Source organism: Nocardia sp. NBC_01388 (genome assembly GCF_045040085.1).
Taxonomy (GTDB): Bacteria; Actinomycetota; Actinomycetes; order Mycobacteriales; family Mycobacteriaceae; genus Nocardia.
On sequence record NZ_CP109553.1, the window covers coordinates 7,496,920 to 7,516,185 of the forward strand.

The 19,266-nt window shown below is 67.2% G+C and carries 23 protein-coding genes; 11 read left to right on the forward strand and 12 right to left on the reverse strand.

Going from position 1 to position 19,266, the window contains the following annotated elements; genetic code table 11:
- Positions 1 to 32 precede the first annotated feature (32 nt).
- Together purN and purH are read left to right on the forward strand one after the other, a co-directional pair.
- Positions 33 to 686, forward strand: a complete 654-nt coding sequence (gene purN, locus OG716_RS35425; protein ID WP_405140129.1) for a phosphoribosylglycinamide formyltransferase — start codon at positions 33 to 35, stop codon at positions 684 to 686.
- The gene (gene purH / locus OG716_RS35430; RefSeq protein ID WP_405134673.1) at positions 683 to 2,299 is read left to right on the forward strand and encodes a bifunctional phosphoribosylaminoimidazolecarboxamide formyltransferase/IMP cyclohydrolase; all 1,617 of its coding nucleotides are present in this window, start codon (positions 683 to 685) and stop codon (positions 2,297 to 2,299) included. The genes purN and purH overlap by 4 nt, the downstream gene beginning before the upstream one ends.
- A gap of 106 nt (positions 2,300 to 2,405) precedes the next feature.
- On the opposite strand, the gene OG716_RS35435 is transcribed toward purH, so the two are convergent.
- The gene (locus tag OG716_RS35435) at positions 2,406 to 2,867 is read right to left on the reverse strand and encodes a hypothetical protein (RefSeq protein WP_405134674.1); all 462 of its coding nucleotides are present in this window, start codon (positions 2,865 to 2,867) and stop codon (positions 2,406 to 2,408) included.
- Between the two features lie 205 nt (positions 2,868 to 3,072).
- Between OG716_RS35435 and OG716_RS35440 the strand changes: the two genes are divergently transcribed.
- Positions 3,073 to 3,642: a LysM peptidoglycan-binding domain-containing protein gene (locus OG716_RS35440; RefSeq protein ID WP_405134675.1), complete on the forward strand. Its 570-nt coding sequence runs from the start codon at positions 3,073 to 3,075 to the stop codon at positions 3,640 to 3,642.
- A gap of 233 nt (positions 3,643 to 3,875) precedes the next feature.
- Here the strand turns inward: OG716_RS35440 and rpsR are convergent, their stop codons facing one another.
- Genes rpsR through rpmB form a run of 4 tightly spaced genes read right to left on the reverse strand, consistent with a single transcriptional unit; the run spans position 3,876 to position 4,890 of the window.
- Positions 3,876 to 4,130 (reverse strand): 30S ribosomal protein S18, encoded by a 255-nt coding sequence (gene rpsR, locus OG716_RS35445; RefSeq protein WP_327142236.1) that lies wholly within the window; start codon positions 4,128 to 4,130, stop codon positions 3,876 to 3,878.
- A gap of 35 nt (positions 4,131 to 4,165) precedes the next feature.
- Entirely contained in the window at positions 4,166 to 4,471 is a 306-nt protein-coding gene (gene rpsN / locus OG716_RS35450) for a 30S ribosomal protein S14 (RefSeq protein WP_405134676.1), read from the reverse strand.
- 1 nt (position 4,472) lies between these two features.
- Positions 4,473 to 4,643: a 50S ribosomal protein L33 gene (gene rpmG, locus OG716_RS35455; protein ID WP_297613398.1), complete on the reverse strand. Its 171-nt coding sequence runs from the start codon at positions 4,641 to 4,643 to the stop codon at positions 4,473 to 4,475.
- Positions 4,644 to 4,653: 10 nt separating this feature from the next.
- Positions 4,654 to 4,890: a 50S ribosomal protein L28 gene (gene rpmB / locus OG716_RS35460; protein ID WP_405134677.1), complete on the reverse strand. Its 237-nt coding sequence runs from the start codon at positions 4,888 to 4,890 to the stop codon at positions 4,654 to 4,656.
- A 101-nt stretch (positions 4,891 to 4,991) separates the two neighbouring features.
- Here rpmB and mrf point away from each other — a divergent pair, with 101 nt between their 5' ends.
- From mrf to rpmF, 3 genes are read left to right on the forward strand one after another with little or no spacing between them, the layout of a single operon-like run.
- Positions 4,992 to 6,305 carry a ribosome hibernation factor-recruiting GTPase MRF gene (mrf, locus tag OG716_RS35465; protein ID WP_405134678.1) on the forward strand — a complete coding sequence of 438 codons (1,314 nt, stop codon included), beginning with the start codon at positions 4,992 to 4,994 and terminating at the stop codon, positions 6,303 to 6,305.
- A 4-nt stretch (positions 6,306 to 6,309) separates the two neighbouring features.
- The gene (locus OG716_RS35470; RefSeq protein WP_405134679.1) at positions 6,310 to 6,594 is read left to right on the forward strand and encodes a type B 50S ribosomal protein L31; all 285 of its coding nucleotides are present in this window, start codon (positions 6,310 to 6,312) and stop codon (positions 6,592 to 6,594) included.
- 1 nt (position 6,595) lies between these two features.
- Complete coding sequence (gene rpmF / locus OG716_RS35475; RefSeq protein WP_405134680.1) at positions 6,596 to 6,769, forward strand: 50S ribosomal protein L32; 174 nt, start codon at positions 6,596 to 6,598, stop codon at positions 6,767 to 6,769.
- Between the two features lie 70 nt (positions 6,770 to 6,839).
- Here the strand turns inward: rpmF and OG716_RS35480 are convergent, their stop codons facing one another.
- A complete protein-coding gene (locus OG716_RS35480) occupies positions 6,840 to 7,064 on the reverse strand; it encodes a hypothetical protein (protein ID WP_327142231.1) in 225 nt (74 codons plus the stop codon).
- Between the two features lie 269 nt (positions 7,065 to 7,333).
- A complete protein-coding gene (locus OG716_RS35485; protein WP_405134681.1) occupies positions 7,334 to 8,344 on the reverse strand; it encodes a DUF1906 domain-containing protein in 1,011 nt (336 codons plus the stop codon).
- A gap of 119 nt (positions 8,345 to 8,463) precedes the next feature.
- Between OG716_RS35485 and OG716_RS35490 the strand changes: the two genes are divergently transcribed.
- Together OG716_RS35490 and OG716_RS35495 are read left to right on the forward strand one after the other, a co-directional pair.
- Positions 8,464 to 8,535: a hypothetical protein gene (locus OG716_RS35490; RefSeq protein WP_405140131.1), complete on the forward strand. Its 72-nt coding sequence runs from the start codon at positions 8,464 to 8,466 to the stop codon at positions 8,533 to 8,535.
- Positions 8,536 to 8,538: 3 nt separating this feature from the next.
- Entirely contained in the window at positions 8,539 to 9,342 is an 804-nt protein-coding gene (locus OG716_RS35495) for a VOC family protein (RefSeq protein WP_405134682.1), read from the forward strand.
- A 75-nt stretch (positions 9,343 to 9,417) separates the two neighbouring features.
- On the opposite strand, the gene OG716_RS35500 is transcribed toward OG716_RS35495, so the two are convergent.
- From OG716_RS35500 to OG716_RS35520, 5 genes are read right to left on the reverse strand one after another with little or no spacing between them, the layout of a single operon-like run.
- Complete coding sequence (locus OG716_RS35500; protein ID WP_405134683.1) at positions 9,418 to 10,236, reverse strand: hypothetical protein; 819 nt, start codon at positions 10,234 to 10,236, stop codon at positions 9,418 to 9,420.
- 49 nt (positions 10,237 to 10,285) lie between these two features.
- Positions 10,286 to 11,005, reverse strand: a complete 720-nt coding sequence (locus OG716_RS35505; protein WP_355119630.1) for an ATP/GTP-binding protein — start codon at positions 11,003 to 11,005, stop codon at positions 10,286 to 10,288.
- Complete coding sequence (locus OG716_RS35510; protein WP_405134684.1) at positions 10,986 to 11,363, reverse strand: DUF742 domain-containing protein; 378 nt, start codon at positions 11,361 to 11,363, stop codon at positions 10,986 to 10,988. Before OG716_RS35510 ends, OG716_RS35505 begins: the two co-directional genes overlap by 20 nt.
- Positions 11,364 to 11,373: 10 nt before the next feature.
- Entirely contained in the window at positions 11,374 to 11,781 is a 408-nt protein-coding gene (locus OG716_RS35515; RefSeq protein ID WP_297613417.1) for a roadblock/LC7 domain-containing protein, read from the reverse strand.
- Entirely contained in the window at positions 11,778 to 14,807 is a 3,030-nt protein-coding gene (locus OG716_RS35520; RefSeq protein WP_405134685.1) for a sensor histidine kinase, read from the reverse strand. Before OG716_RS35520 ends, OG716_RS35515 begins: the two co-directional genes overlap by 4 nt.
- A 328-nt stretch (positions 14,808 to 15,135) precedes the next feature.
- Here OG716_RS35520 and OG716_RS35525 point away from each other — a divergent pair, with 328 nt between their 5' ends.
- The 3 genes from OG716_RS35525 (at position 15,136) to OG716_RS35535 (ending at position 19,239) form a co-directional block, all read left to right on the forward strand.
- The gene (locus OG716_RS35525; RefSeq protein WP_327142224.1) at positions 15,136 to 15,822 is read left to right on the forward strand and encodes a response regulator transcription factor; all 687 of its coding nucleotides are present in this window, start codon (positions 15,136 to 15,138) and stop codon (positions 15,820 to 15,822) included.
- Between the two features lie 74 nt (positions 15,823 to 15,896).
- Complete coding sequence (locus OG716_RS35530; protein WP_355119867.1) at positions 15,897 to 17,288, forward strand: HAMP domain-containing sensor histidine kinase; 1,392 nt, start codon at positions 15,897 to 15,899, stop codon at positions 17,286 to 17,288.
- A gap of 649 nt (positions 17,289 to 17,937) precedes the next feature.
- Positions 17,938 to 19,239 carry a S1C family serine protease gene (locus tag OG716_RS35535; protein ID WP_405140134.1) on the forward strand — a complete coding sequence of 434 codons (1,302 nt, stop codon included), beginning with the start codon at positions 17,938 to 17,940 and terminating at the stop codon, positions 19,237 to 19,239.
- The last annotated feature ends 27 nt before the right edge of the window (positions 19,240 to 19,266 follow it).

The following is a 19,266-nucleotide window of genomic DNA, read 5'->3' on the forward strand; positions in this document are numbered from 1 at the left end:
CCCTTTCCGCCCGATACACAGGGAGTAGTGCGCTGAGTTCCTCGCCTGCCCAGCTGCTGCCGCCGAGCGCGCCCGCGACGGTTGTCGTGCTCGCCTCCGGTACCGGTTCGCTGCTGCATTCACTGCTCGAAGCCACTGGGAAGCCCGGCTATCCGGCCCGGGTCGTCGCCGTCGGAGTGGATCGCGAGTGCGCGGCCATGGATCATGCCGAGGCCTTCGATATTTCGTCGTTCATGGTCGAGCTGAGCGATTTCGAGGATCGTGATGCCTGGGATCAGGCGCTGACCGAGATCGTCGATGCCTTCGCACCGGATCTGGTGGTGTCCGCCGGTTTCATGAAGATCCTCGGTCCGCGTTTCCTGAAGCGGTTCGACGGTCGCATCATCAATACCCATCCCGCGCTGCTGCCGGCTTTCCCGGGCGCGCACGGGGTGCGGGACGCGCTGGCGTACGGGGTCCGGGTGACCGGTTCCACCGTGCATCTGGTGGATTCGGGTATCGATACCGGTGCCATCCTCGCGCAGGAGGCGGTGGCGGTGCTGCCCTCCGATGACGAGGCCACCCTGCACGAGCGCATCAAGGTTGTGGAGCGGCGGCTGCTGGCGGAGGTTGTCGCCGCGGTCGCGAATCGAGGCATTGTCTCCGATGGACGAAAGGCAGTTATCCCAGATGAGGTTCTCCGGTGAGTGAGCGCAGCGAACGGCAGTCGGGCTCAGCTGAGCGTAAATCCATCAAGCGGGCCCTGGTCAGCGTCTACGACAAGGCCGGTCTGATCGAACTGGCGTCGGGTCTGCACGCCGCGGGTGTGGAGCTGGTGTCGACCGGCTCGACCGCGGGCAAGATCGCCGATGCCGGTATCCCGGTCACCAAAGTGGAAGACCTGACCGGTTTTCCGGAGACCCTGGACGGCCGGGTCAAGACCCTGCACCCGCGCGTGCACGCCGGCATCCTGGCCGACACCCGCAAGGATGAGCACCTCGATCAGCTCGTCGAGCTCGGTGTCGAGGCCTTCCAGCTGGTCGTGGTGAACCTGTACCCGTTCACCCAGACCGTCGCCAGTGGCGCGAGCATCGACGCGTCGGTCGAGCAGATCGATATCGGCGGGCCCTCCATGGTGCGCGCCGCCGCCAAGAACCACCCCTCGGTCGCGGTGGTCGTCGATACGGGCGAGTACGACCGCGTGCTGAAGTCCGTGCAGGACGGCGGCTTCACCTTCGCCGAGCGGACCGCGCTGGCGGCCAAGGCTTTCCAGCACACCGCCACCTACGATGTGGCGGTCGCGAGCTGGATGACCAGTGTGGCGGTTCCGGCCGCGCAGGTCGCCGAGGGCGTGGAATCGGATGCGGCACAGCACTTCCCGGAGTGGGTCGGCGCGACTTGGAACCGTGACTCGGTGCTGCGCTATGGCGAGAACCCGCACCAGGGCGCCGCGCTGTACACCAGCGAGGCCGGTCCCGCGGGTCTGGCGCAGGCGGAGCAGTTGCACGGCAAGGAAATGTCGTACAACAACTACACCGATGCCGATGCCGCCTGGCGTGCCGCGTACGACTTCGACGAGCCCGCCGTGGCGATCATCAAGCACGCCAACCCGTGTGGCGTGGCCGTGGCCGCGGATATCGCCGAGGCGCACCGCAAGGCGCACGCCACCGATCCGGTCAGCGCGTACGGCGGCGTCATCGCGGCCAACCGCGAGGTCAGTGTGGAGATGGCCGAGCAGGTCGCCGAGATCTTCACCGAGGTCATCGTCGCGCCCGGCTATGCCAATGGCGCGGTGGAAGTGTTGCAGCGCAAGAAGAATGTGCGCGTGCTCGTCGCCACCCCCGCGCAGCGGCGGGGTGCGGAGCTGCGCCCGATCAGCGGCGGTCTGCTGCTGCAGGATCGCGATATCCTGCACGCCGAGGGCGACAGCGCGGCCAATTGGACGCTCGCGGCCGGTGAAGCCGCCGATGCGCAGACCCTGGCCGATCTCGAATTCGCCTGGCGCGCTTGCCGTGCCGTGAAGTCGAATGCCATTCTGCTGGCCCACGACGGCGCCGCCGTCGGCGTCGGTATGGGGCAGGTCAACCGGGTCGACTCGTGCAAGCTGGCGGTGGAGCGGGCCGGTGAGCGCGCCGCCGGTTCGGTGGCCGCCTCTGATGCGTTCTTCCCGTTCTCGGACGGTCCGCAGATTCTGGTGAACGCGGGCGTGCGCGCCATCGTGCACCCGGGCGGGTCGATTCGCGACAAGGACACCATCGAGCTGTGCCGCGAGGCCGGTGTCACGCTGTACCTGACGGGTTCGCGGCACTTCGCTCACTGAGCCACCACGATTCGCTCACTGAGCCACAAAGAATTTCGGAGCCGGTTGCCGGTCGCTGCTGCGATCGGCAACCGGCTCCGCTGTTTTCGGGGCTACCGGTACGGAATTATTTGCCGCTCAATACTTTCCGGTCTGCCAGTGGGGCTTTGAGCTGGATCTCCAGGGTGCCGAAGACGGCGATCATGGTGCACATGCGGCCGACCGCGCCGGGGAGGGTGCCCGAGCGCAGGTTGACGGTGACGGTCTTGTCGGTCTCGGTGGTGGTGGCGTCCACGCCGTAGCACTCGGGGGAGCCGGTGGTGAAGTTGACCGCGATCTTGTTGTCGCCGACCCGGGTCCAGCTGTCGAACTGCAGGGGGTGCGTGTTCACAATGGTCGGATCGGCGGTGAAGGGGCGGCCCGGCTGGCCCTGCGGGGCTTCCACCGGGTCGGGGACGGCCGAGGTCGCGGTGCTCGTTTTCGGCTGGTCGGCAGTATTTCCGGTGTCTCCGCAGGCGGCCACGGTCCCGCTCAGGAGTGCGGCGGCGGTGGTGGCGATCAGGGCGCGGCGGCCCCAGGTCCCGTACATGGCCACCACCCTAACGGTCCGACCGGTCGGGGCGGATATGTCCGCGTGGCGAACACCCAGCGACAGTGAGCCAAATTATCCGAGGACTCGGCGCGTAATCACCACGAGGACCGGGGGCGGACCAGTAACCTCGGTATCAGATGTGCGAATGCACTTACGCGCCATCGACTTATCTAATGATCTCCCCTTCCGGAAAGGACACACCGTGGGCGACGCATTGAAGGTTGGCGAAGAACTCGGTCTCGGACAGTCGCTCAAGGGCGGCGCTTATTCCCTGACTCTGCAAGATGATGGCAACCTGGTGTTGTCGGACCCCAGCGGCAAGGTCGAGTGGGCCTCGGGCACCAACGGCAAGGGTGTCACCCGCGCCACGCTGCAGGCCGACGGCAACTTCGTCCTGTACAAGGAAGACGGCGGCGCCGAGTGGTCCACCAGCACCGACGGCAAGGGCGTCGAGCGCCTCGTCGTGCAGCCGGACCGCAATGTGGTGCTCTACGGCACTGACGGCAGCGGCGTCTGGTCGACCGGCACCAATACCGACAGCCCGATCCAGGCCGAGGCCGAGACGGTCGCCGCCGCGGTCGAGGAGCCGGCTCCCGCTCCGGTCGAGGCTCCGCCGGCCGCGCAGACCTACACGGTCGAGCCGGGCGATACCCTCTGGGCCATTGCCGAGCGCTTCTACGGCGACGGCAACCGCTTCCAGGACATCGCCAATGCCAGCGGCATCGCCAACCCCGACGCCATCGACGTCGGCCAGGTTCTGACCATCCCGTAAATCGCGGATGCGTCACACCGGCTGAATCCGAGTCCCCGAGTGCGATGCACTCGGGGACTCGGCCGTTCCGGGGAGAAACAACCCTCAGGGGCGTCGCCCCCGAACCCCCGAACGTTGCGGGGTCTTGCGCCCTGAAGTCATGTGGGCCTTGGCCTCCTCCCGCTATGCAAGCGCCCCAGATGCGAAAGCATCTGGGGCGCTTCAGTTTTCGTCCAGAGTGGGCGAGCCGGTGCCTACCGGCTCGTGAACGGCAGCAATGCCATTTCGCGGGCGTTCTTCACCGCGATGGCGACCTGCCGCTGCTGCTGTGGGGTGAGGCCGGTGACGCGGCGGCTGCGGATCTTGCCGCGGTCGGAGATGAACGTGCGGAGCAGGTTCACGTCCTTGTAGTCGACGACTTCGATGCCGGCCGCGATGAGGGGGTTCTTCTTGGGCTTGCGGCCCGCTTCGGCCCGGACCTTCTTCGACGGTGCTCGCTTCACTGCCATATCAGCGGTTCCTTACTCACGAGATCTGTGGATGCTTACCAGCTCGATTTGTGTACACCGGGCAATTCTCCGCGGTGGGCCATCTCGCGTACGCGTATTCGTGAGAGGCCGAACTTCCGGAGGTGACCACGGGGGCGACCGTCCGTGGCGTCCCGATTGCGCAATCGTACCGGACTGGCATCGCGTGGCTGCCGGGCGAGGGCGGCCTGTGCGGCCGCCCGATCCTCCGCTGAGCTGGTGGGTTTGCGGATGATCTCCTTCAGTTCCGCGCGCCGATCGGCGTAGCGGGCCACGATCTGTTTGCGCTCTTCGTTTTTGGCGATCTTCGATTTCTTGGCCACGTCACCGGCCCTCACGGAATTCGACGTGCTTGCGGACGACGGGGTCGTACTTGCGCAGCGTCATGCGGTCCGGGTTGTTGCGCCGGTTCTTGCGGGTGACGTAGGTGTACCCGGTCCCGGCGGTGGATACGAGTTTGACGATCGGCCGGAGTTCGGTCGATTTCGATGCCATCGGTCTCTCCTCAGATCTTCTGGCCGCGAGCACGCAGCCGGGCCACGACCGCTTCGAGGCCGTCGCGGTCGATGGTTTTGATGCCCTTGGCGGAGACGGCGAGCGTGATGCGGCGGCCTTCGCTGGGCAGGTAGTAGGTCTTGCGCTGGATATTGGGGTCCCAGCGCCGGTTGGTCCGGGTGTGCGAGTGCGATACGGACTTGCCGAACCCCGGCTTGCGACCGGTGACCTGGCAGATGGCCGACATGGACGCCCCTTCCTGATGATGACAATCGTTTTCGACAACGGGTTTATTCCAATGTACGCTGAGCCCTCGGTAAATGAAAATCATTGTCGAAAGGGGTACCGGTGCCATCTCCCACACCCGTGCTGGTCATTGCGGGACTCCCCGGCCGGGCCGCGGACGGCGTGCGGCAGGCGGCCCGCCGGCTGGGCGCGGAGCCCGGCACCGTCGTGGTCCGTCACGATCTGACCGAACTGCGCGAAGGCGTGGTGCGCCGCACGGTGCAGCTGAACGGCCGCGAGGATGTGACCGTGCTCGAGCTGGCGCACGGCTGCGTCTCCTGCACGCTGCGCGCCGATCTGCTGCCCTACCTGTGCGTGCTCGCACAGCGGGATTCGGTGCGGCGCATAGTGCTTGCGCTGGATCCGGCCTTCGAGGCCGAGGCGGTCTGCCAGGCCATCCGCGATGTGGTGGTCACCGGCGTGATCGGCCGGGTCGACGGACCGGCCGCCCGCAATGTGCGCATCGAAGCCGTGCTCACCTGTCTGGACGCCCGGGACTGGCTCGCCGACGCCACCGGCGACGAAACCCTCGCCGAGCGCGGCCATGCCACCGTCGACGACGATCGCACCATGGCGCAGCTGGCCGTCGGCCAGGTCGAATACGCCGATGCCCTACTGGGTTTCGACGGCGGCGCGGATCCGGACGAGCGCATGCGGACGGCCGCGGTGCTGGCCCGCCTGGCGCCGGGCGCGCCGATCGCGTGGCTGGACGAGCCCGCCTCGCTCGCCGGGTACGCACCCTCCGAAATGCTGCGCGCGGATGCGCTTTTCGGACTGCTCGACCGAATTCCCTCGGATGCGCGCCGGGGCGCGGGTTTCGATCCGCATATGTCCCTGCTGCGTGGTCAACCGCCGTTGGAGCCGGATTGCGGTGTGGCACTGGTGGAATTCGACACCGACCGCCCCTTTCACCCCGACCGCCTGCACTCGGCCATCGATGTGCTGCTGGACGGTGTGGTGAGCGCGCGCGGCCGAGTGTGGCTGGCCACCCAGCCCGAGGAGGTGGTGTGGCTGGAGTCGGCGGGCGGCGGCATGCGCGTCGGCGGCGCCGGAAAATGGCTGGCCGCCATGACTTCCGAGGAGCGCGCCGGGGTCGACCCCGAACGTGATCTCATGGCCGCGCTGCGCTGGCACGAGCATTTCGGCGACCGTCACACCTCACTGGTGATCCTGGTCCACGAGGCCGATACCGAGGAGATCCGGCATGCCCTGTACTGGGCGCTGGTGGACGACGACGAGCTGCGGCAGGTGCGTTTCGCGCCCGATCGTGTCGCGGCGTGGGCGGATCCGTTCGGCGAACAGCACGAGGAACCCTGCGACACAACCCGATCCACGCCGGCGACCGGCGACGGCGGTTCCCGTCAGAACGAAAGGTGATGCGATGAAAGCAGGAATCCACCCCGATTACCATCCGGTGATCTTCGAGGACGCGAGTACCGGAAAGCGTTTCCTGACCCACTCGACCGCGACTTCGGACCGGTCGGTGGAATGGGAGGACGGCAATTCCTATCCGCACATGATCGTCGATGTGACTTCCGATTCCCATCCGTTCTGGACGGGTTCACAGCGAGCACTCGATACGGCGGGCCGCGTCGAGAAGTTCGAACGCCGATACGGCAAACGCATACACGGCGCGAGTAATTCGACTGCCGGACAGGAGAGCTGACATGGCCGTTCCGAAGCGACGGATGTCGCGTTCCAATACCAGAAGTCGCCGCGCGCAATGGAAGGCCGCTCCGCCCGATCTTGTTCCGGTCACGGTGGCCGGTGTGGTGCATCGCGTACCGCGCAAACTGGTGCGCGCGGTGCAGCGTGGAGTGATCGATCTCGACAAGCTCTGAGCGGTCCCGAGCAGGGACGCCGCCGCGGCGCCGGGTGCACGCGCGTGCACCCGGCGCCCGCGTGGAGAGGCTAGCCCTCCTTGGCTGCCAGGTCCGCGAGGGTGGATGCGAGCTGGAAGTACTTGTTCTTGGCCAGGTCGGCGATGGTCTTCACACCGAGGGCCTCGAGCAGCTGCACATCGTGCTTCTCGGTGAGTCCGGCCAGCGCCGACGGCGGGGCCGCGAGGATCTCCGCGAGAGTCTTGTTTTCGTACGCCTTGTCGAGAGCTTTGTCGAGTACCACGTTGACGGCCACTTGAGCCTCCTTCGATAGAGCACGTTCGGACCCAGCCGACGATAGTGGGAATGTCGCTGCGCCACCATAGATCTGCTCACGTGTTGCGTTAGGGCAGGTGGGCTGCCTTTGTGCGGTGGGTCGAAAAAGTCTTCTCAAAGTTGTGAATTCGTGCTGTTGCGACGGTATCCTCGTGGCCGAGGGCGGGTTCTTCTGACAACAGAAGAACCCGCTCATCGCCACTTCTGGGGGAGTTCCACCGCATTACTCGCCGGAGAAATTCCGACAAATCAACCAATTCGGTTGTCCACTGTGGCAACAGGACTGGCCGCTGTGGTGTTTTGTCCGTTCTTCGGGCTTTCACCCCATCCGGGCAGCGGTAGCGCCGGCAGCAGCTGTTCCAGTCGAGCCAGCTGATCGGCGACCGCCAGGGCCGGTCCCTCGATGAGCGAGAGCGGGAAAGGCCAGTGATTCCCGGACAGCCGGGTCACCTCACTGGTCAGCTCGTGGGTCGTCGCCTCCAGATCGCTGATCTCCGTGCGCAGTTCATCGATCTTGGCGAGTGCGGCCGCCAGGCCGTCCACCACCGTATTGTGCTGTCCTGCCGGATCGCTGCCGAGCTGCGGCCAGCCGGCCAGTCCGGGGCCGCGCAGCTGGGTTTGGATATCGCGCAGTATTTGGTCCTGTTCGGGCGTCAAGTCCTGTTCCTCCGGTTCGAAGTCCCATTGGCCGAAATCCACATCGTCGGATTCGTTCACATCGCACTGCACCTCGGCGACCGTGACCTGCGCCCCGGTCTGCAGCAGCTGCGCGCGCGACTCCCGATTGCTGCCCGACCACGCCACCGTCTGCCACGCCCAGGTCGCCGACCCGGTATCCAAGGCCCGGCTCACCGGCCAATACCCGCCATAGATACCGACATTCGCCCGCCCCAGCACGCTGGCCGCCCCATCGAGATAGGCATTGATGGCGGCCTGCTGCTGCGGTGACGCGTCGAAGTCCGCGGAGAAGTAGATGGGCCGATCCGGCCGTCCGCCGCAGCGCAGCACCACGGCCAGCCCGGCGCGCGCATCGGTGACGCCCGCGCCGAATCCGTCGAGCATGCGGGCGGCGGTGGTCTCCCAGTTGGACACGATCGACACCTGGTGCGCGCGGAGATCGCCGGCCTCGGCGGGGGTGAGCAGCTTGCCCGGCAGCGTGGGTCCGCCATCGGAGAGATAGCGGATGACGAAATCGAAACCGGCCGCCCGGATGGCGCTCGCGGGGGGCCGTCCTCCGGCGTAATCCAACCCGAAACGCATGACAGTCACTGTAATTCGCGAGCCGTGCCGCGGGTGCAGCATTCCCGAAGTCGGGGGTCATCGACCCGGCCGAAGTCTCTGAATTTGTCGAGACGGAGTGGTTGACTGGGTGCGGTTGTGTGAGCGGCGTCACGTCAGCCTTTTCGTTTGCACTTACAAATGTCTTTGCATTACTTCAGAAACGGAGATAACCGATGCCTGTTCGCAACGAGGCGTGGTCCCCGGGTACACCGTGCTGGATCGACTGCCAGGTCGACGATCCGGCCAAGGCCGGTGAGTTCTACGCGGAACTGTTCGGCTGGGACGTACGCGGCGCGGGGGAGGATGCCGGGGGGTATCTGATGGCCCTGCGTGAGGGACAGGCCATCGCCGGCGTCGGGCCCAAACCCGAAGGGGGCGTGCCCTCGGTATGGACCACCTACTTCGCCGTCGCGGAAGCCGACGCCACGGCGGAGCGCATCACCGCCGCGGGCGGGCGAATACTGGTGCCGCCCTTCGACGTCATGGAATTCGGCCGCATGTTCGTGGCCGCCGATGTCTCCGGCGCACCCTTCGCGGTGTGGGAGGCGCGAGCGCACAATGGCGCGGCCGTGCACAACGAGCACGGGGCCTACGTCTGGAACGATCTGCACACCGGCGACTACGAGGCCGCAAAGGACTTCTACTCCAGCGTCTTCGGCTTCACCGTCACCGAATTCGGGGACGGCGCAATGCGTTACGGGACGCTGGTGCCGCCGGGTGCGACCGAGCCGGTCGCCGGCATCAATGACGACACCGTCGACGGCGCCGCACCCGAGCAGCCGTACTGGCTCACCTGGTTCCAATTCGACGGACTCGACGAGGGTTTGCGCCGCGCCGCGGAACTGGGCGCCACCGTGCTCGTGCCCGCCCAGGACGGACCGTTCGGCCGCATGGCGATTCTGGCCGCGCCGCAGGGGGAGATGTTCGCACTGCTCGAACCGGTGACGGTGGGGGAGATGTCCGCACCCGAGGGCTGAACCGCGCCGAACGCCTCGGGCCGGGTCCCTCGTCGGAAACGAGGCGACCCGGCCCGAAGGACGATGGCGCGGGCGTCAGCGCGCGGACACCTTGGCGCGACCGCTCTTTCGTGACGAGACCGCCAGCGAAGCGCTGTGCGACAGATCGATATCGGAGCCCAGCGGCGCCTGCCGGGCTTCCCGCCGGTCCGGCGCGACGAGGATCGCCGTGATCGGAACGGCAAGCGACAGTGAGCCGATGATGAAGAACGGCACGAAGAAGTTGAAGAGGTCGTCACCCTCGGGCAGCGGTGCGGTCGTGTCCACATGCACCTGCAGTCCGGTGAGCCCGGCGTAGTGCATACCGGTCACCAGAATGGCGTAGGCCAGCGATCCGGCCATGAGCACCGGCACCGACTTCGCCCACAGGCTGAACCACAGCAGCAGCGCCGACAGCAGGGCCGCGATCACGTACACCGCGATCACCGATACCAGGCTGCGATCGGTGGTGCCCTGTACGCGCACCGCCGAAAGCAGCAGCAGGTGCACCGATCCCAGTCCGCCCGCCGTGACCAGCGAGGCGGCTGTCAGTCGCCACCAGTTCAGGACCTTGCCCGCGATCACCAGACCCGCGAACACCGTCAAACCCGACAGCGCCGAGAACAGCGTGGTCAGCAGGCTGTCGTAGCGGACCTGACTGCCCTTCACACTGAAGCCGAGCATCGATACGAACACCGGCATGGCCATGCCCACGCCGCCGATGGAACTGGCGGCCACGAACAGCCACAGCAACCGGAATCGGAGCGTGACCGATTTGGTGGACTGGCGAATACATGCCAGCCCACATGAGGCACCGGCCACCGACACGATCAGTGCCAAGCCGATGACCCAGTAGCCCATCGAGAAATAGATCACCCGAAACCCCTTGCCTACCTGCGTAATCTCCAGCTGTGAACGTGAATGTCTAGCCGCGGCGCGCTGTTTCGCGCTGTGCGTTCATCAGCCGTTCGATCGCGTACTCGGTGACCGCCGCCAGTGTCCGCCGGACCTCGCCCGCGTCCCGCGCGTCGATATCGACGATCGGCACCCCCTCGCGCACGCTGAGGGCCTCGCGTAGTTCGGCGACCGGGAAACGCGGCGCGTTCGGAAAGCGGTTCACCGCAATGAGGAACGGCAGCGATTTGGCTTCGAAGAAATCGACCGCGGCGAAACTGTCCTCGATGCGACGGGTGTCGACCAGCACCACCGCGCCGATGGCGCCCTTGATGAGGTCGTCCCACATGAACCAGAACCGGCGCTGGCCGGGCGTGCCGAAGAGGTACAGCACCATGTTCCCGGGCAGGATGATGCGCCCGAAATCCATGGCCACCGTGGTGGTTTCCTTGCCCGGCGTGGCGGCGAGGTCGTCGACCCCGTCCGACATGGCGGTCACCATGGCCTCGGTGCGCAGTGGCACGATCTCCGAGACCGCGCCGACGAAGGTGGTCTTGCCCGCGCCGAAGCCGCCCGCCACCACGATCTTGGTGGAGGCGACGGCCCGGAACTCCTCGCCCGGACGGGGCGGGTACTGCTGCTGCGCTACACCCGGATTCGCGAACTGCTGACCGGGATACTGGGGCCCGCCGTTGGGGTACTGCGGCGCACCCCCGTTGTAGCTCCCGCCGTCAAAGGGCGCGGAGTCCATGCAGGGTCCTCTCCATCAAAGAGCGGCGCTCGTCGAAAGTCGCCTGGTCGCTCAGGGTCGAATGCACGCGGAGGGTCCCGGTGACGACGAGATCACCGATCACCACCCGGACCATTCCCAGAGGTCGCTGCAGATGCGCGGCGATCTCGGCGACCGACAGCCGGGCCGTGCCCAGCCGCAGGATCTCGGTGCGGATGTCACCCGCGGGCCAGTCGAAATGGGCGGTGTAGGACAGTGTTTCGACGACCGCCTCGAGCGGCAGATCAACTGCCGGTTCGGTGCGACCGGAGGTCAACGCATAGGGCCGGACACGGCTGGTGGGCCGAGTGCCTCCGACTCCCCCGTTCGGAGATGTCATCGGCGGCTCATCAGGCCGTTCGGGCAGTGGCCTGCACCACCGACCCGACCCGGTCGACCAGCAGCGCCATCTCGTAGCCGATACGGCCGATGTCGTGCTGCTTATTGGCCAGCACCGCCAGGTGCGAGCCGTTGCCGACGGTCATGACGAGCAGGTAGCCGCGCTGCATTTCGACGATGGACTGCATGACCTTGCCGCCGTCGAAAAGCTGTGCCGCACCGGCCGAGAGGCTGGCCAGACCGGCGGTGACCGCGGCGAGTTGCTCGCCCCGATCGGCCGGCAGATGCGGACTGGTCGCTTGCATAAGTCCGTCGGCCGAAACCAGGACCGCATGCGAGACACCGGGCACTTCGCGGGTGAAGCGGGTGACCAGCCAGTTCAGATTCTCATCGGTGGTGGTGCGCTGGGAGTCGGTCATGCATGCCCTCCGTCTGTGTACTGCGAGTCTGCGCGTCCAGAGCGAACGCCGCTGAGGTGCCTCGTCAAGCTGTTACGGATCTCATCCGGATTGCGGGCACCGGTCTCGTCCTCCTGCGCCACCGCGCCGGGCACCAACTGCGCCCCCGGCCGCCGGATCGGCAACCCGCCCTGCGTCTTGGAACTGGAGGTCGGATTGGCGGCTTCCGCGGCGGCGGCCCAGCCGGCATCCGAGGTCGACGACCATTCCGCACTGTCGTCCTGTGCACCGGAGGCGGGTTCCACCAGCCATTCCGAGACCATGCGCTGATAGATCGGGCTGCCCGACATGACGGAGTCACCGGCCGGGCGATGCGCGGGCTGCGGTTGCTGTTGCGGCTGCTGCTGTTGCGGAGCCTGCCCGCGCTGCGGGAGCGGGGCGGCCACGGGTGCATTGCCGAAACCGTGGCTGTTGCCGTTGCCGAAATTGCTTCCGAGGCCGTTCTCAGTGGCGCCGTTGCCATTGCCGCCACTGCCGACCGGTTCGCGGTAGGTATCGCCGCTGGTCAGGCCGTTTCCGTTGGGCACGTTGGCATTCGGCCCGGCCGGACCGCTGCCTGCCGAGTTGCCGCGGTCGTTCCCGAACGCGCTGTACCCGTTCGGGAAGTAGCTGCCCGTGCCGTCGTCGCCGGTAGTGCCGGCGTCATAGCCGTTGCCGCCGTTCCCATTGCCGCCGTTGCCCACCGGCGCGGCCGGGCTCAGGGGGGCAGCCGGTTCGGGTTGCTGCACCTCGTGCTGTCCGGTATCGCCCCAGAAGTCGACCGGCGGCTGGGTCTGCGGACCCACCACGCTGTAGGTCGCGGTGGGATCGCCGGCGCCCGCGAAGGCATCGACGAAGTTGTCCGTATACGGCTTCTCCGCACCGAACCCGGTGAGGGCCGGCTGTTCGCCGGTATCGCCGCCGGGCGTCTTGCGCTGCGGCAGGCCGGAACTGGTGACCCCGAACCTGCCGGTGGTCACGACCTCCGGTGCGTTCGGCACCGGCATCAGCCGCGGCGGAGTGACCGCCGGCTGTGGTGCGGACCCCGGAGACTGCGGCAGCGTCGAGACCGGAGCCACCGCGCCGGGCGCCACGGGCAGTGCCGCGGTGACCGGGAACTGACCGGTATTGCCGCTGTCGCCGCCGCGTTCCGGCGCGGGCGAGACGAGGGTGCCCGGCAGGTGGACGCTGGCGGTGATGCCCGGCTGCTGCACCATGGCGGAGGTGCGGCGCAGGCTCACGGTGATGTTGTGCCGCTTGGCGAGCCGGCCCACGACGAACAGGCCCATGCGGCGGGCGGTCTCGACATTGACCTCACCACCGGAGGCGAGCCGGTCGTTGATGGACTGCAGGTCTTCGGCATTCATGCCGAGGCCCCGGTCGGTGATCTCGATGAGGTAGCCCCCGTCCACGGCGCGCGCCACGGACACCGCCACCGGAGTGGACGGCGGCGAGTAGCGCAGTGCGTTGTCGATCAACTCGGCCAGCAGGTGCTCGATATCGACGGCCGGCTCACCGGCGACGATGCCGTCGGGCACGGTGCCGATCTCGGCGCGCTGATAGTCCTCCACCTGCGAGACCGAGGACCACAGCATGTCGGAGAGCGGCACCGGCGTGAGATGGCCACGGCGCAGCGCGGTTCCGGCCAGCACCAGCAGGTTGTCGCCGTTACGGCGCATGCGGGTGGCGAGGTGATCGAGGCGGAACAGGCTCTGCAGTCGCTCGGAGTCGTCCTCGTCGCGCTCCAGCTCCTCGATCAGCGTCAACTGCTGTTCGACGAGCGATTGGCTACGGCGGGAAAGGGTCTCGAACATATTGCCGATCTGCAATCGCAGTCGGGCCTGTTCGGCGGCGAGGTGCAGCGCCTGGGTGTGGATATCGTCGACGGCGCGAGCCAGCTGCCCGATCTCCTCGGTGGTGTGCACGTCGACCGGCGTGATCTCGGGGGTGGCGCCACCGGCGCGCACCACTTCGAGTTCCTGCGGCAGATCGATGTGCGCGACCTGGAGCGCGTCGCGGCGCAGGCGCCGGACCGGCACGACCAGTGAGCGCGCCACCACCAGGGCGAGCGCCAGACCGGCCAGCAGCATGCCGATAACGATGGAGGTATCGCGCAGCACCGTATTGCGGGCATCGGTGCTGAGCTGAGCGAGCTTGGCGTCCAGCGCGACTCCGATATCGGCCATCACCGAGTGGTAGCCGTTGAGACTGGTGTTGACCGCGTCGTTCATGGCCGGGACCGCGGCCGGATCGGGCACACCCTGAGCGAGGATGCCGATGCGGACGTTCGCGGCGTCCCGGAGTCCGCCGTCGCTCTGCGACGAATTCGCGTACAGGCTCTGATAGACCTGCAGCAGCGTCATCTCGGCGCCGATGGAGGTGAGCAGCCGGACCCGCAGGCCCTGGTTCGTGCCGAGCCCCGGGGTGGCCAGCATGGTGCGTTCCTGGGTGAGCAGGCGTCCCGCGGTCATCAGGGTGCCCTGCTGCAGGAACAGCTGCTGCACACGCAGATCCGAGACCGACTGCGAGGTCGAGAGCGCGGTCTGGATCTTCTGCGAGACCGCCTCGGACTGATCGGCCATCGCCTGCGCGGAGCCGCTGTGCCGGTTGTTGCGCATGGTCTTGGCCATCGTGATGGCCTGATCGAGCTGCTGCACGATGCTGACGTCCACCTTGGAGGCGCGCAGCAGCGTATCGAGGTCAGCGGCGGCCTGATCGAATTTTCCGGCGGCGGCGTCGATGGCGGGATCAGCGTCCGGGTTTCCCCAGCCGTCGATCGTCTGTACGGCGAGTTCCTGTGTTGCGGACTCGAATTTGATTGTTGGGCCCATTATGGCGGCCTGTTCCGTACCGGCGCTCAGGTTGTTGATCGTTTGCAGCTCTGAGTTGATGCGCAAGACCGCGAAGGTCGAGGCGAGCAACACCGGGAGCACCAGAACGATGCCGACCTTGCGTGTGACGGGCCAGTTGGACAGGCTCAATTGCCAGGACCGGGGTGTCGCTTCCATCCCGCTTCCGTCGCCTCCGCTTTTCACGAGTGACCCCCAGGTCGTATGCGGTTGTGCGGCGTAGGGCAGAACCCCGCGCGGAACCAACTAGAGGTCTTCTTTTCCGGCCTGCAACATACCGCGCGGGCTGTGTATCGGCAATTCGAGCAACTCGCTGTACATGACTCCGAATACAGCCGCGCGCAACGTTTTTCGAATACCGAAAGCGGGCCGCGGAGCCCGTATCCCTCAGGCCCGGTGAAACTCGCTGGTCACCGGCTGATCCTGTCCGGCGTGTCGAAGGGGCCCTCTCAGTCGCCTCTCAGTCGCTGTGGGCAGACTGGAGGCCATGCGCATTCTGGTAGTCGACGACGACCGCGCGGTCCGGGAATCGCTGCGTCGCTCGCTGACCTTCAACGGCTACACCGTCGACCTCGCGGTCGACGGTGTGGACGCCCTCGAGAAGACCACCAGCTCGCGACCCGACGCGCTGGTACTCGACGTGATGATGCCCCGCATGGACGGGCTCGAGGTGTGTCGCCGGCTCCGCAGCACCGGCGATGATCTGCCGATTCTGGTACTCACGGCACGGGATTCGGTCTCCGAGCGGGTAGCCGGACTCGATGCCGGCGCCGACGACTACCTGCCCAAGCCGTTCGCCCTGGAAGAGCTGCTGGCCCGGCTGCGGGCGCTGCTGCGCCGCACCACCGTCGACCAGATGGAGGGGTCGGAGGCCATGCAGTTCGCCGACCTGTCGCTGGATCCGGTCACCCGCGAGGTGCTGCGCGGCGAACGTTCGATCAGCCTGACCCGCACCGAGTTCTCACTGCTGGAAATGCTGATGGCCAATCCGCGCCGGGTGCTGACCCGCAGTCGAATTCTCGAAGAGGTGTGGGGCTACGACTTTCCGACCTCCGGCAATGCGCTGGAGGTCTATATCGGATATCTGCGCCGCAAAACCGAAGCCGAGGGTGAGCCGCGACTCATCCACACCGTGCGCGGTGTCGGGTACGTGCTGCGCGAGACCCCGCCGTAGGGGCCGGGTACGTGGGCAGGAGTATTCCGCGGCGGCCGCTGGTCGCCGGACTCGGCAATTCGCCGGAACCCGATATGCGCCCGCCGATGCCGCTGACGCGTTCGGTATCACTGCGCTGGCGGGTGACGCTGCTGGCCGCCTCCGTGGTGGCCGTCGCGGTCGCATTCACCTCCATCGCCGCCTATGCGATGGTGGCGCGTTCGCTGTACGCGGATGTGGATTCGCAACTGCGCGCGCGGGCTTCGCTGATGATCGACAACAACTTCGATTCGCTCGGTTTCCAGTCGATTGTGCTGGCGGGGCTGTATTCGAATGATGTCGGTGTGGCGCTGATCTTTCCGGACCTATCCCCGTATGTGCCGCCGCAGACCACCAATCCGCCGGTGGGCAAACAGGAATTGGCGGTGGCGCGCGGGGAGATCGGCTTCTCGCTGCGCACCGTCGACAATCAGCGGGTGCTGGCCCGGCGCACGCATTCCGGTTCCACACTGGTGGTTTCGCAGCGACTACAGCCCACGCGGGAGGTACTGGACCGGCTGGCGTGGTTGCTGTTCGTCGTCGGCGGTTGCGGGGTCATGCTCGCCGCGGCCGCGGGAACCGCGGTGGGCCGCACCGGTTTGCGGCCCATCGCCAGGCTGACCGCGGCCACCGAACGAGTCGCTCGCACCGATGACCTCACTCCCATTCCGGTGACGGGTGATGATGAACTCGCCAGGCTCACTGAGAGTTTCAACACCATGCTGCGCGCGCTCACCGAATCCCGTGAGCGGCAGCGGCGTTTGGTGGCCGATGCCGGTCATGAGCTGAAGACGCCACTGACGTCTTTGCGCACCAATATGGAGTTGTTGATCGCCTCCTCGCGTCCGGGCGCACCGCGTATTCCGGATGAGGACATGGTCGAATTGCGTTCGGATGTGATGGCGCAGATCGAGGAATTGTCCACGCTGGTGGGTGATCTGGTGGACCTGGCTCGCGAGGACGCCCCCGATCTCGTCTACGAGCAGGTCGACATCGGCGAGGTGGCCGAGCGCGCACTGGAGCGGGCGCGGCGGCGGCGCAGCGGCGTCGAATTCGATGCCCAGCTGCTGCCCTGGTTCGTCTTCGGCCACGAGGCGGGGCTCGAGCGTGCCATCCTCAATGTGCTCGACAATGCCGCCAAATGGAGTCCGGCGGGCGGCACGGTGCGGGTCACCATGCGTGAGGCCGGACGCGGACTGCTGGAGCTGGCCGTCGACGATGCCGGTCCCGGTATTCCGCCGGCCGAGCGCGAGCTGGTGTTCGAACGCTTCTATCGGACAATGACCTCGCGCTCCATGCCCGGCTCCGGCCTGGGCCTGGCCATCGTGAAGCAGGTGGTGACCAAGCACGGCGGCACCATCAGCATCGATACTTCCGAACGCGGCGGCGCTTTGATCCGTATCGTGCTGCCTGGAGAAGGCACACCCTTCGCGGTCCCCGAGACCTGATTTCCGGAAAGCCTCCGGAAAAAACCAGCACGGTCTCAGTCCGCTCTCAGTCGTCACCGCCACTCTTGGCTACGAGACTCGAGGAGAAACGAGAAACATGACCGAGGATTCGAAGCGGGGCACCGAACCAGGCGCCTCCTCTGCGCAGCCCGACCACCGCGATGTGCAGCCCGACCCCCGCGATGCCGATCGGTCGTTCGTCGACCCTTCCGCCCCTCCCGCGTCCCCGGCTCATGGTGGATCCGATTCCGGCGCCTCCGCACAGCCCGTCGAATCGGCCACCCCGCCCGGCGCTTCCGCCGAGAGCGCCGCCGCGGAGCCTGCCACGGCCCCCGGCACACCGGCACAGCCGAATCCGGAAGCACCGGCACAGCCGTATCCGGGAGCCTCGGCACAGCAGCATCAGGATTCGGCCTGGGCGCGCGGCGGCCAGAGCTCCGGCGCGCCCTACCCGGGCTACCAGGCGGGCCAGTCCGCTCCCGGCTACGGCGCTCCGAGCGCTCCGAGCGCTCCGAGCGGTCCGAGCGGTCCGGGCGGTCCGGGCTCGAGCGGTCCGGGCTACGGGCCTGGCGCGTCCGCGCCCCGGGGTTATCCCGCCCAGGGCTTCGGCGGTCAGCCCTACGGTGCGGCTCCGTCCGGCTACGGCGGTGTGGATCCCTCGGGAGTGCATGCCACAGAACAGTTTCCGGCCTCCGGCACCGAACAGCTCCCGGCCGGCGCCTACGGGCAGTCGTATGCGGCGTCCGGGTACGCGGGCGGGCATCCGCCCACCGAGCCGATCTTCGGCGGGCCGGTCGGCCCGGGTGGTCCGCCGGGAGGTCCCGGGTACCCCGGTGCGCCCGGCCCCGCGCCCAAGCGGCCCGTCCGCACCGGCCTGGTCGTGGGCGCGGTGGCGCTGGCACTGCTGAGCGGTGGCATCGGCGGCGCGGTGGGTGCGCTGGCCACCCACGACAACAACGGTTCCGCGCTGACCAATGCGCTCGACGCTCCGCAGCCGAAGGTGAACACGGTGGCCAATGCGCCCGCCGGTTCGGTGCAGGCCGTCGCGCAGAAGGTGCTGCCGAGTGTCGTCATGATCAAGGTCGCGAGCAGTAAGGCCGAGGGGGAGGGGTCCGGTGTGATCCTGTCCACCGACGGCCTGATCCTCACCAATAATCATGTGGTCAGCGGCGCCGGGCCGAATGCCCGGATGCAGGTGGCGTTCAGCGACGGCAGCATGGTGCCCGCGAAGCTGGTCGGCGCGGATCCGGTCTCGGATCTGGCGGTCGTCAAGGTCGACGGCAAGCAGGGCCTGGCCCCGATCGATCTCGGCGCGTCCGCGGGCCTGCAGGTCGGTCAGTCGGTGGTGGCGGTCGGTTCGCCGCTCGGACTGGCGGGCACGGTGACCACGGGCATCGTCTCCTCGCTCAACCGCCCGGTGTCGACCAGCGGTGAGCCGGGCTCGCAGGGCACGGTCATCGATGCCATCCAGACCGACGCGGCGATCAATCCGGGCAACTCCGGTGGCGCGCTGGTCGATATGAACGGCAAGCTGATCGGCATCAATACCGCCATCGCCACCCTCGGGACGTCGGAGGCCGCGGGTGCGCAGAGCGGGTCCATCGGTCTCGGATTCGCCATTCCGGTCGATACCGCGCGCCGGGTGGCCGATGAGCTGATCAAGAACGGCAAGGCCACCTACGCGCAGCTCGGTGTGAAGGTCCGCGCGCAGGATGACGCCAACGGGGCTCGCATCCTCGAGGTCACCGCCGACGGTCCGGCCGCCAAGGCCGCCGTCCCGAATAATGTGATCGTCACGAAACTCGATGACCAGCTTATCGATTCGGGCAATGCGCTGATCGCCGCGGTGCGCTCGCACCGGCCCGGCGACAAGGTCAAGCTGACCTACACCGACGATCAGGGCAACAATGCCAAGACCGTCGACGTGACCCTCGGAGAGGCGGCATCCTGATGCAGCACGAAACCGGACCGACCCCGA

Coding starts and splice junctions, on each gene's coding strand:
- OG716_RS35515 (WP_297613417.1), bottom strand. CDS start 11,781: ATGACCGACTCCCAGCGCACCACCACCGATGAGAATCTGAACTGGCTG.
- OG716_RS35525 (WP_327142224.1), top strand. CDS start 15,136: ATGCGCATTCTGGTAGTCGACGACGACCGCGCGGTCCGGGAATCGCTG.
- OG716_RS35510 (WP_405134684.1), bottom strand. CDS start 11,363: ATGACATCTCCGAACGGGGGAGTCGGAGGCACTCGGCCCACCAGCCGT.
- OG716_RS35485 (WP_405134681.1), bottom strand. CDS start 8,344: ATGCGTTTCGGGTTGGATTACGCCGGAGGACGGCCCCCCGCGAGCGCC.
- OG716_RS35435 (WP_405134674.1), bottom strand. CDS start 2,867: ATGTACGGGACCTGGGGCCGCCGCGCCCTGATCGCCACCACCGCCGCC.
- OG716_RS35470 (WP_405134679.1), top strand. CDS start 6,310: ATGAAAGCAGGAATCCACCCCGATTACCATCCGGTGATCTTCGAGGAC.
- OG716_RS35520 (WP_405134685.1), bottom strand. CDS start 14,807: ATGGAAGCGACACCCCGGTCCTGGCAATTGAGCCTGTCCAACTGGCCC.
- rpmB (WP_405134677.1), bottom strand. CDS start 4,890: ATGTCGGCCATCTGCCAGGTCACCGGTCGCAAGCCGGGGTTCGGCAAG.
- OG716_RS35505 (WP_355119630.1), bottom strand. CDS start 11,005: ATGGACTCCGCGCCCTTTGACGGCGGGAGCTACAACGGGGGTGCGCCG.
- OG716_RS35530 (WP_355119867.1), top strand. CDS start 15,897: ATGCGCCCGCCGATGCCGCTGACGCGTTCGGTATCACTGCGCTGGCGG.
- rpsR (WP_327142236.1), bottom strand. CDS start 4,130: ATGGCAGTGAAGCGAGCACCGTCGAAGAAGGTCCGGGCCGAAGCGGGC.
- OG716_RS35495 (WP_405134682.1), top strand. CDS start 8,539: ATGCCTGTTCGCAACGAGGCGTGGTCCCCGGGTACACCGTGCTGGATC.
- rpmF (WP_405134680.1), top strand. CDS start 6,596: ATGGCCGTTCCGAAGCGACGGATGTCGCGTTCCAATACCAGAAGTCGC.
- rpmG (WP_297613398.1), bottom strand. CDS start 4,643: ATGGCATCGAAATCGACCGAACTCCGGCCGATCGTCAAACTCGTATCC.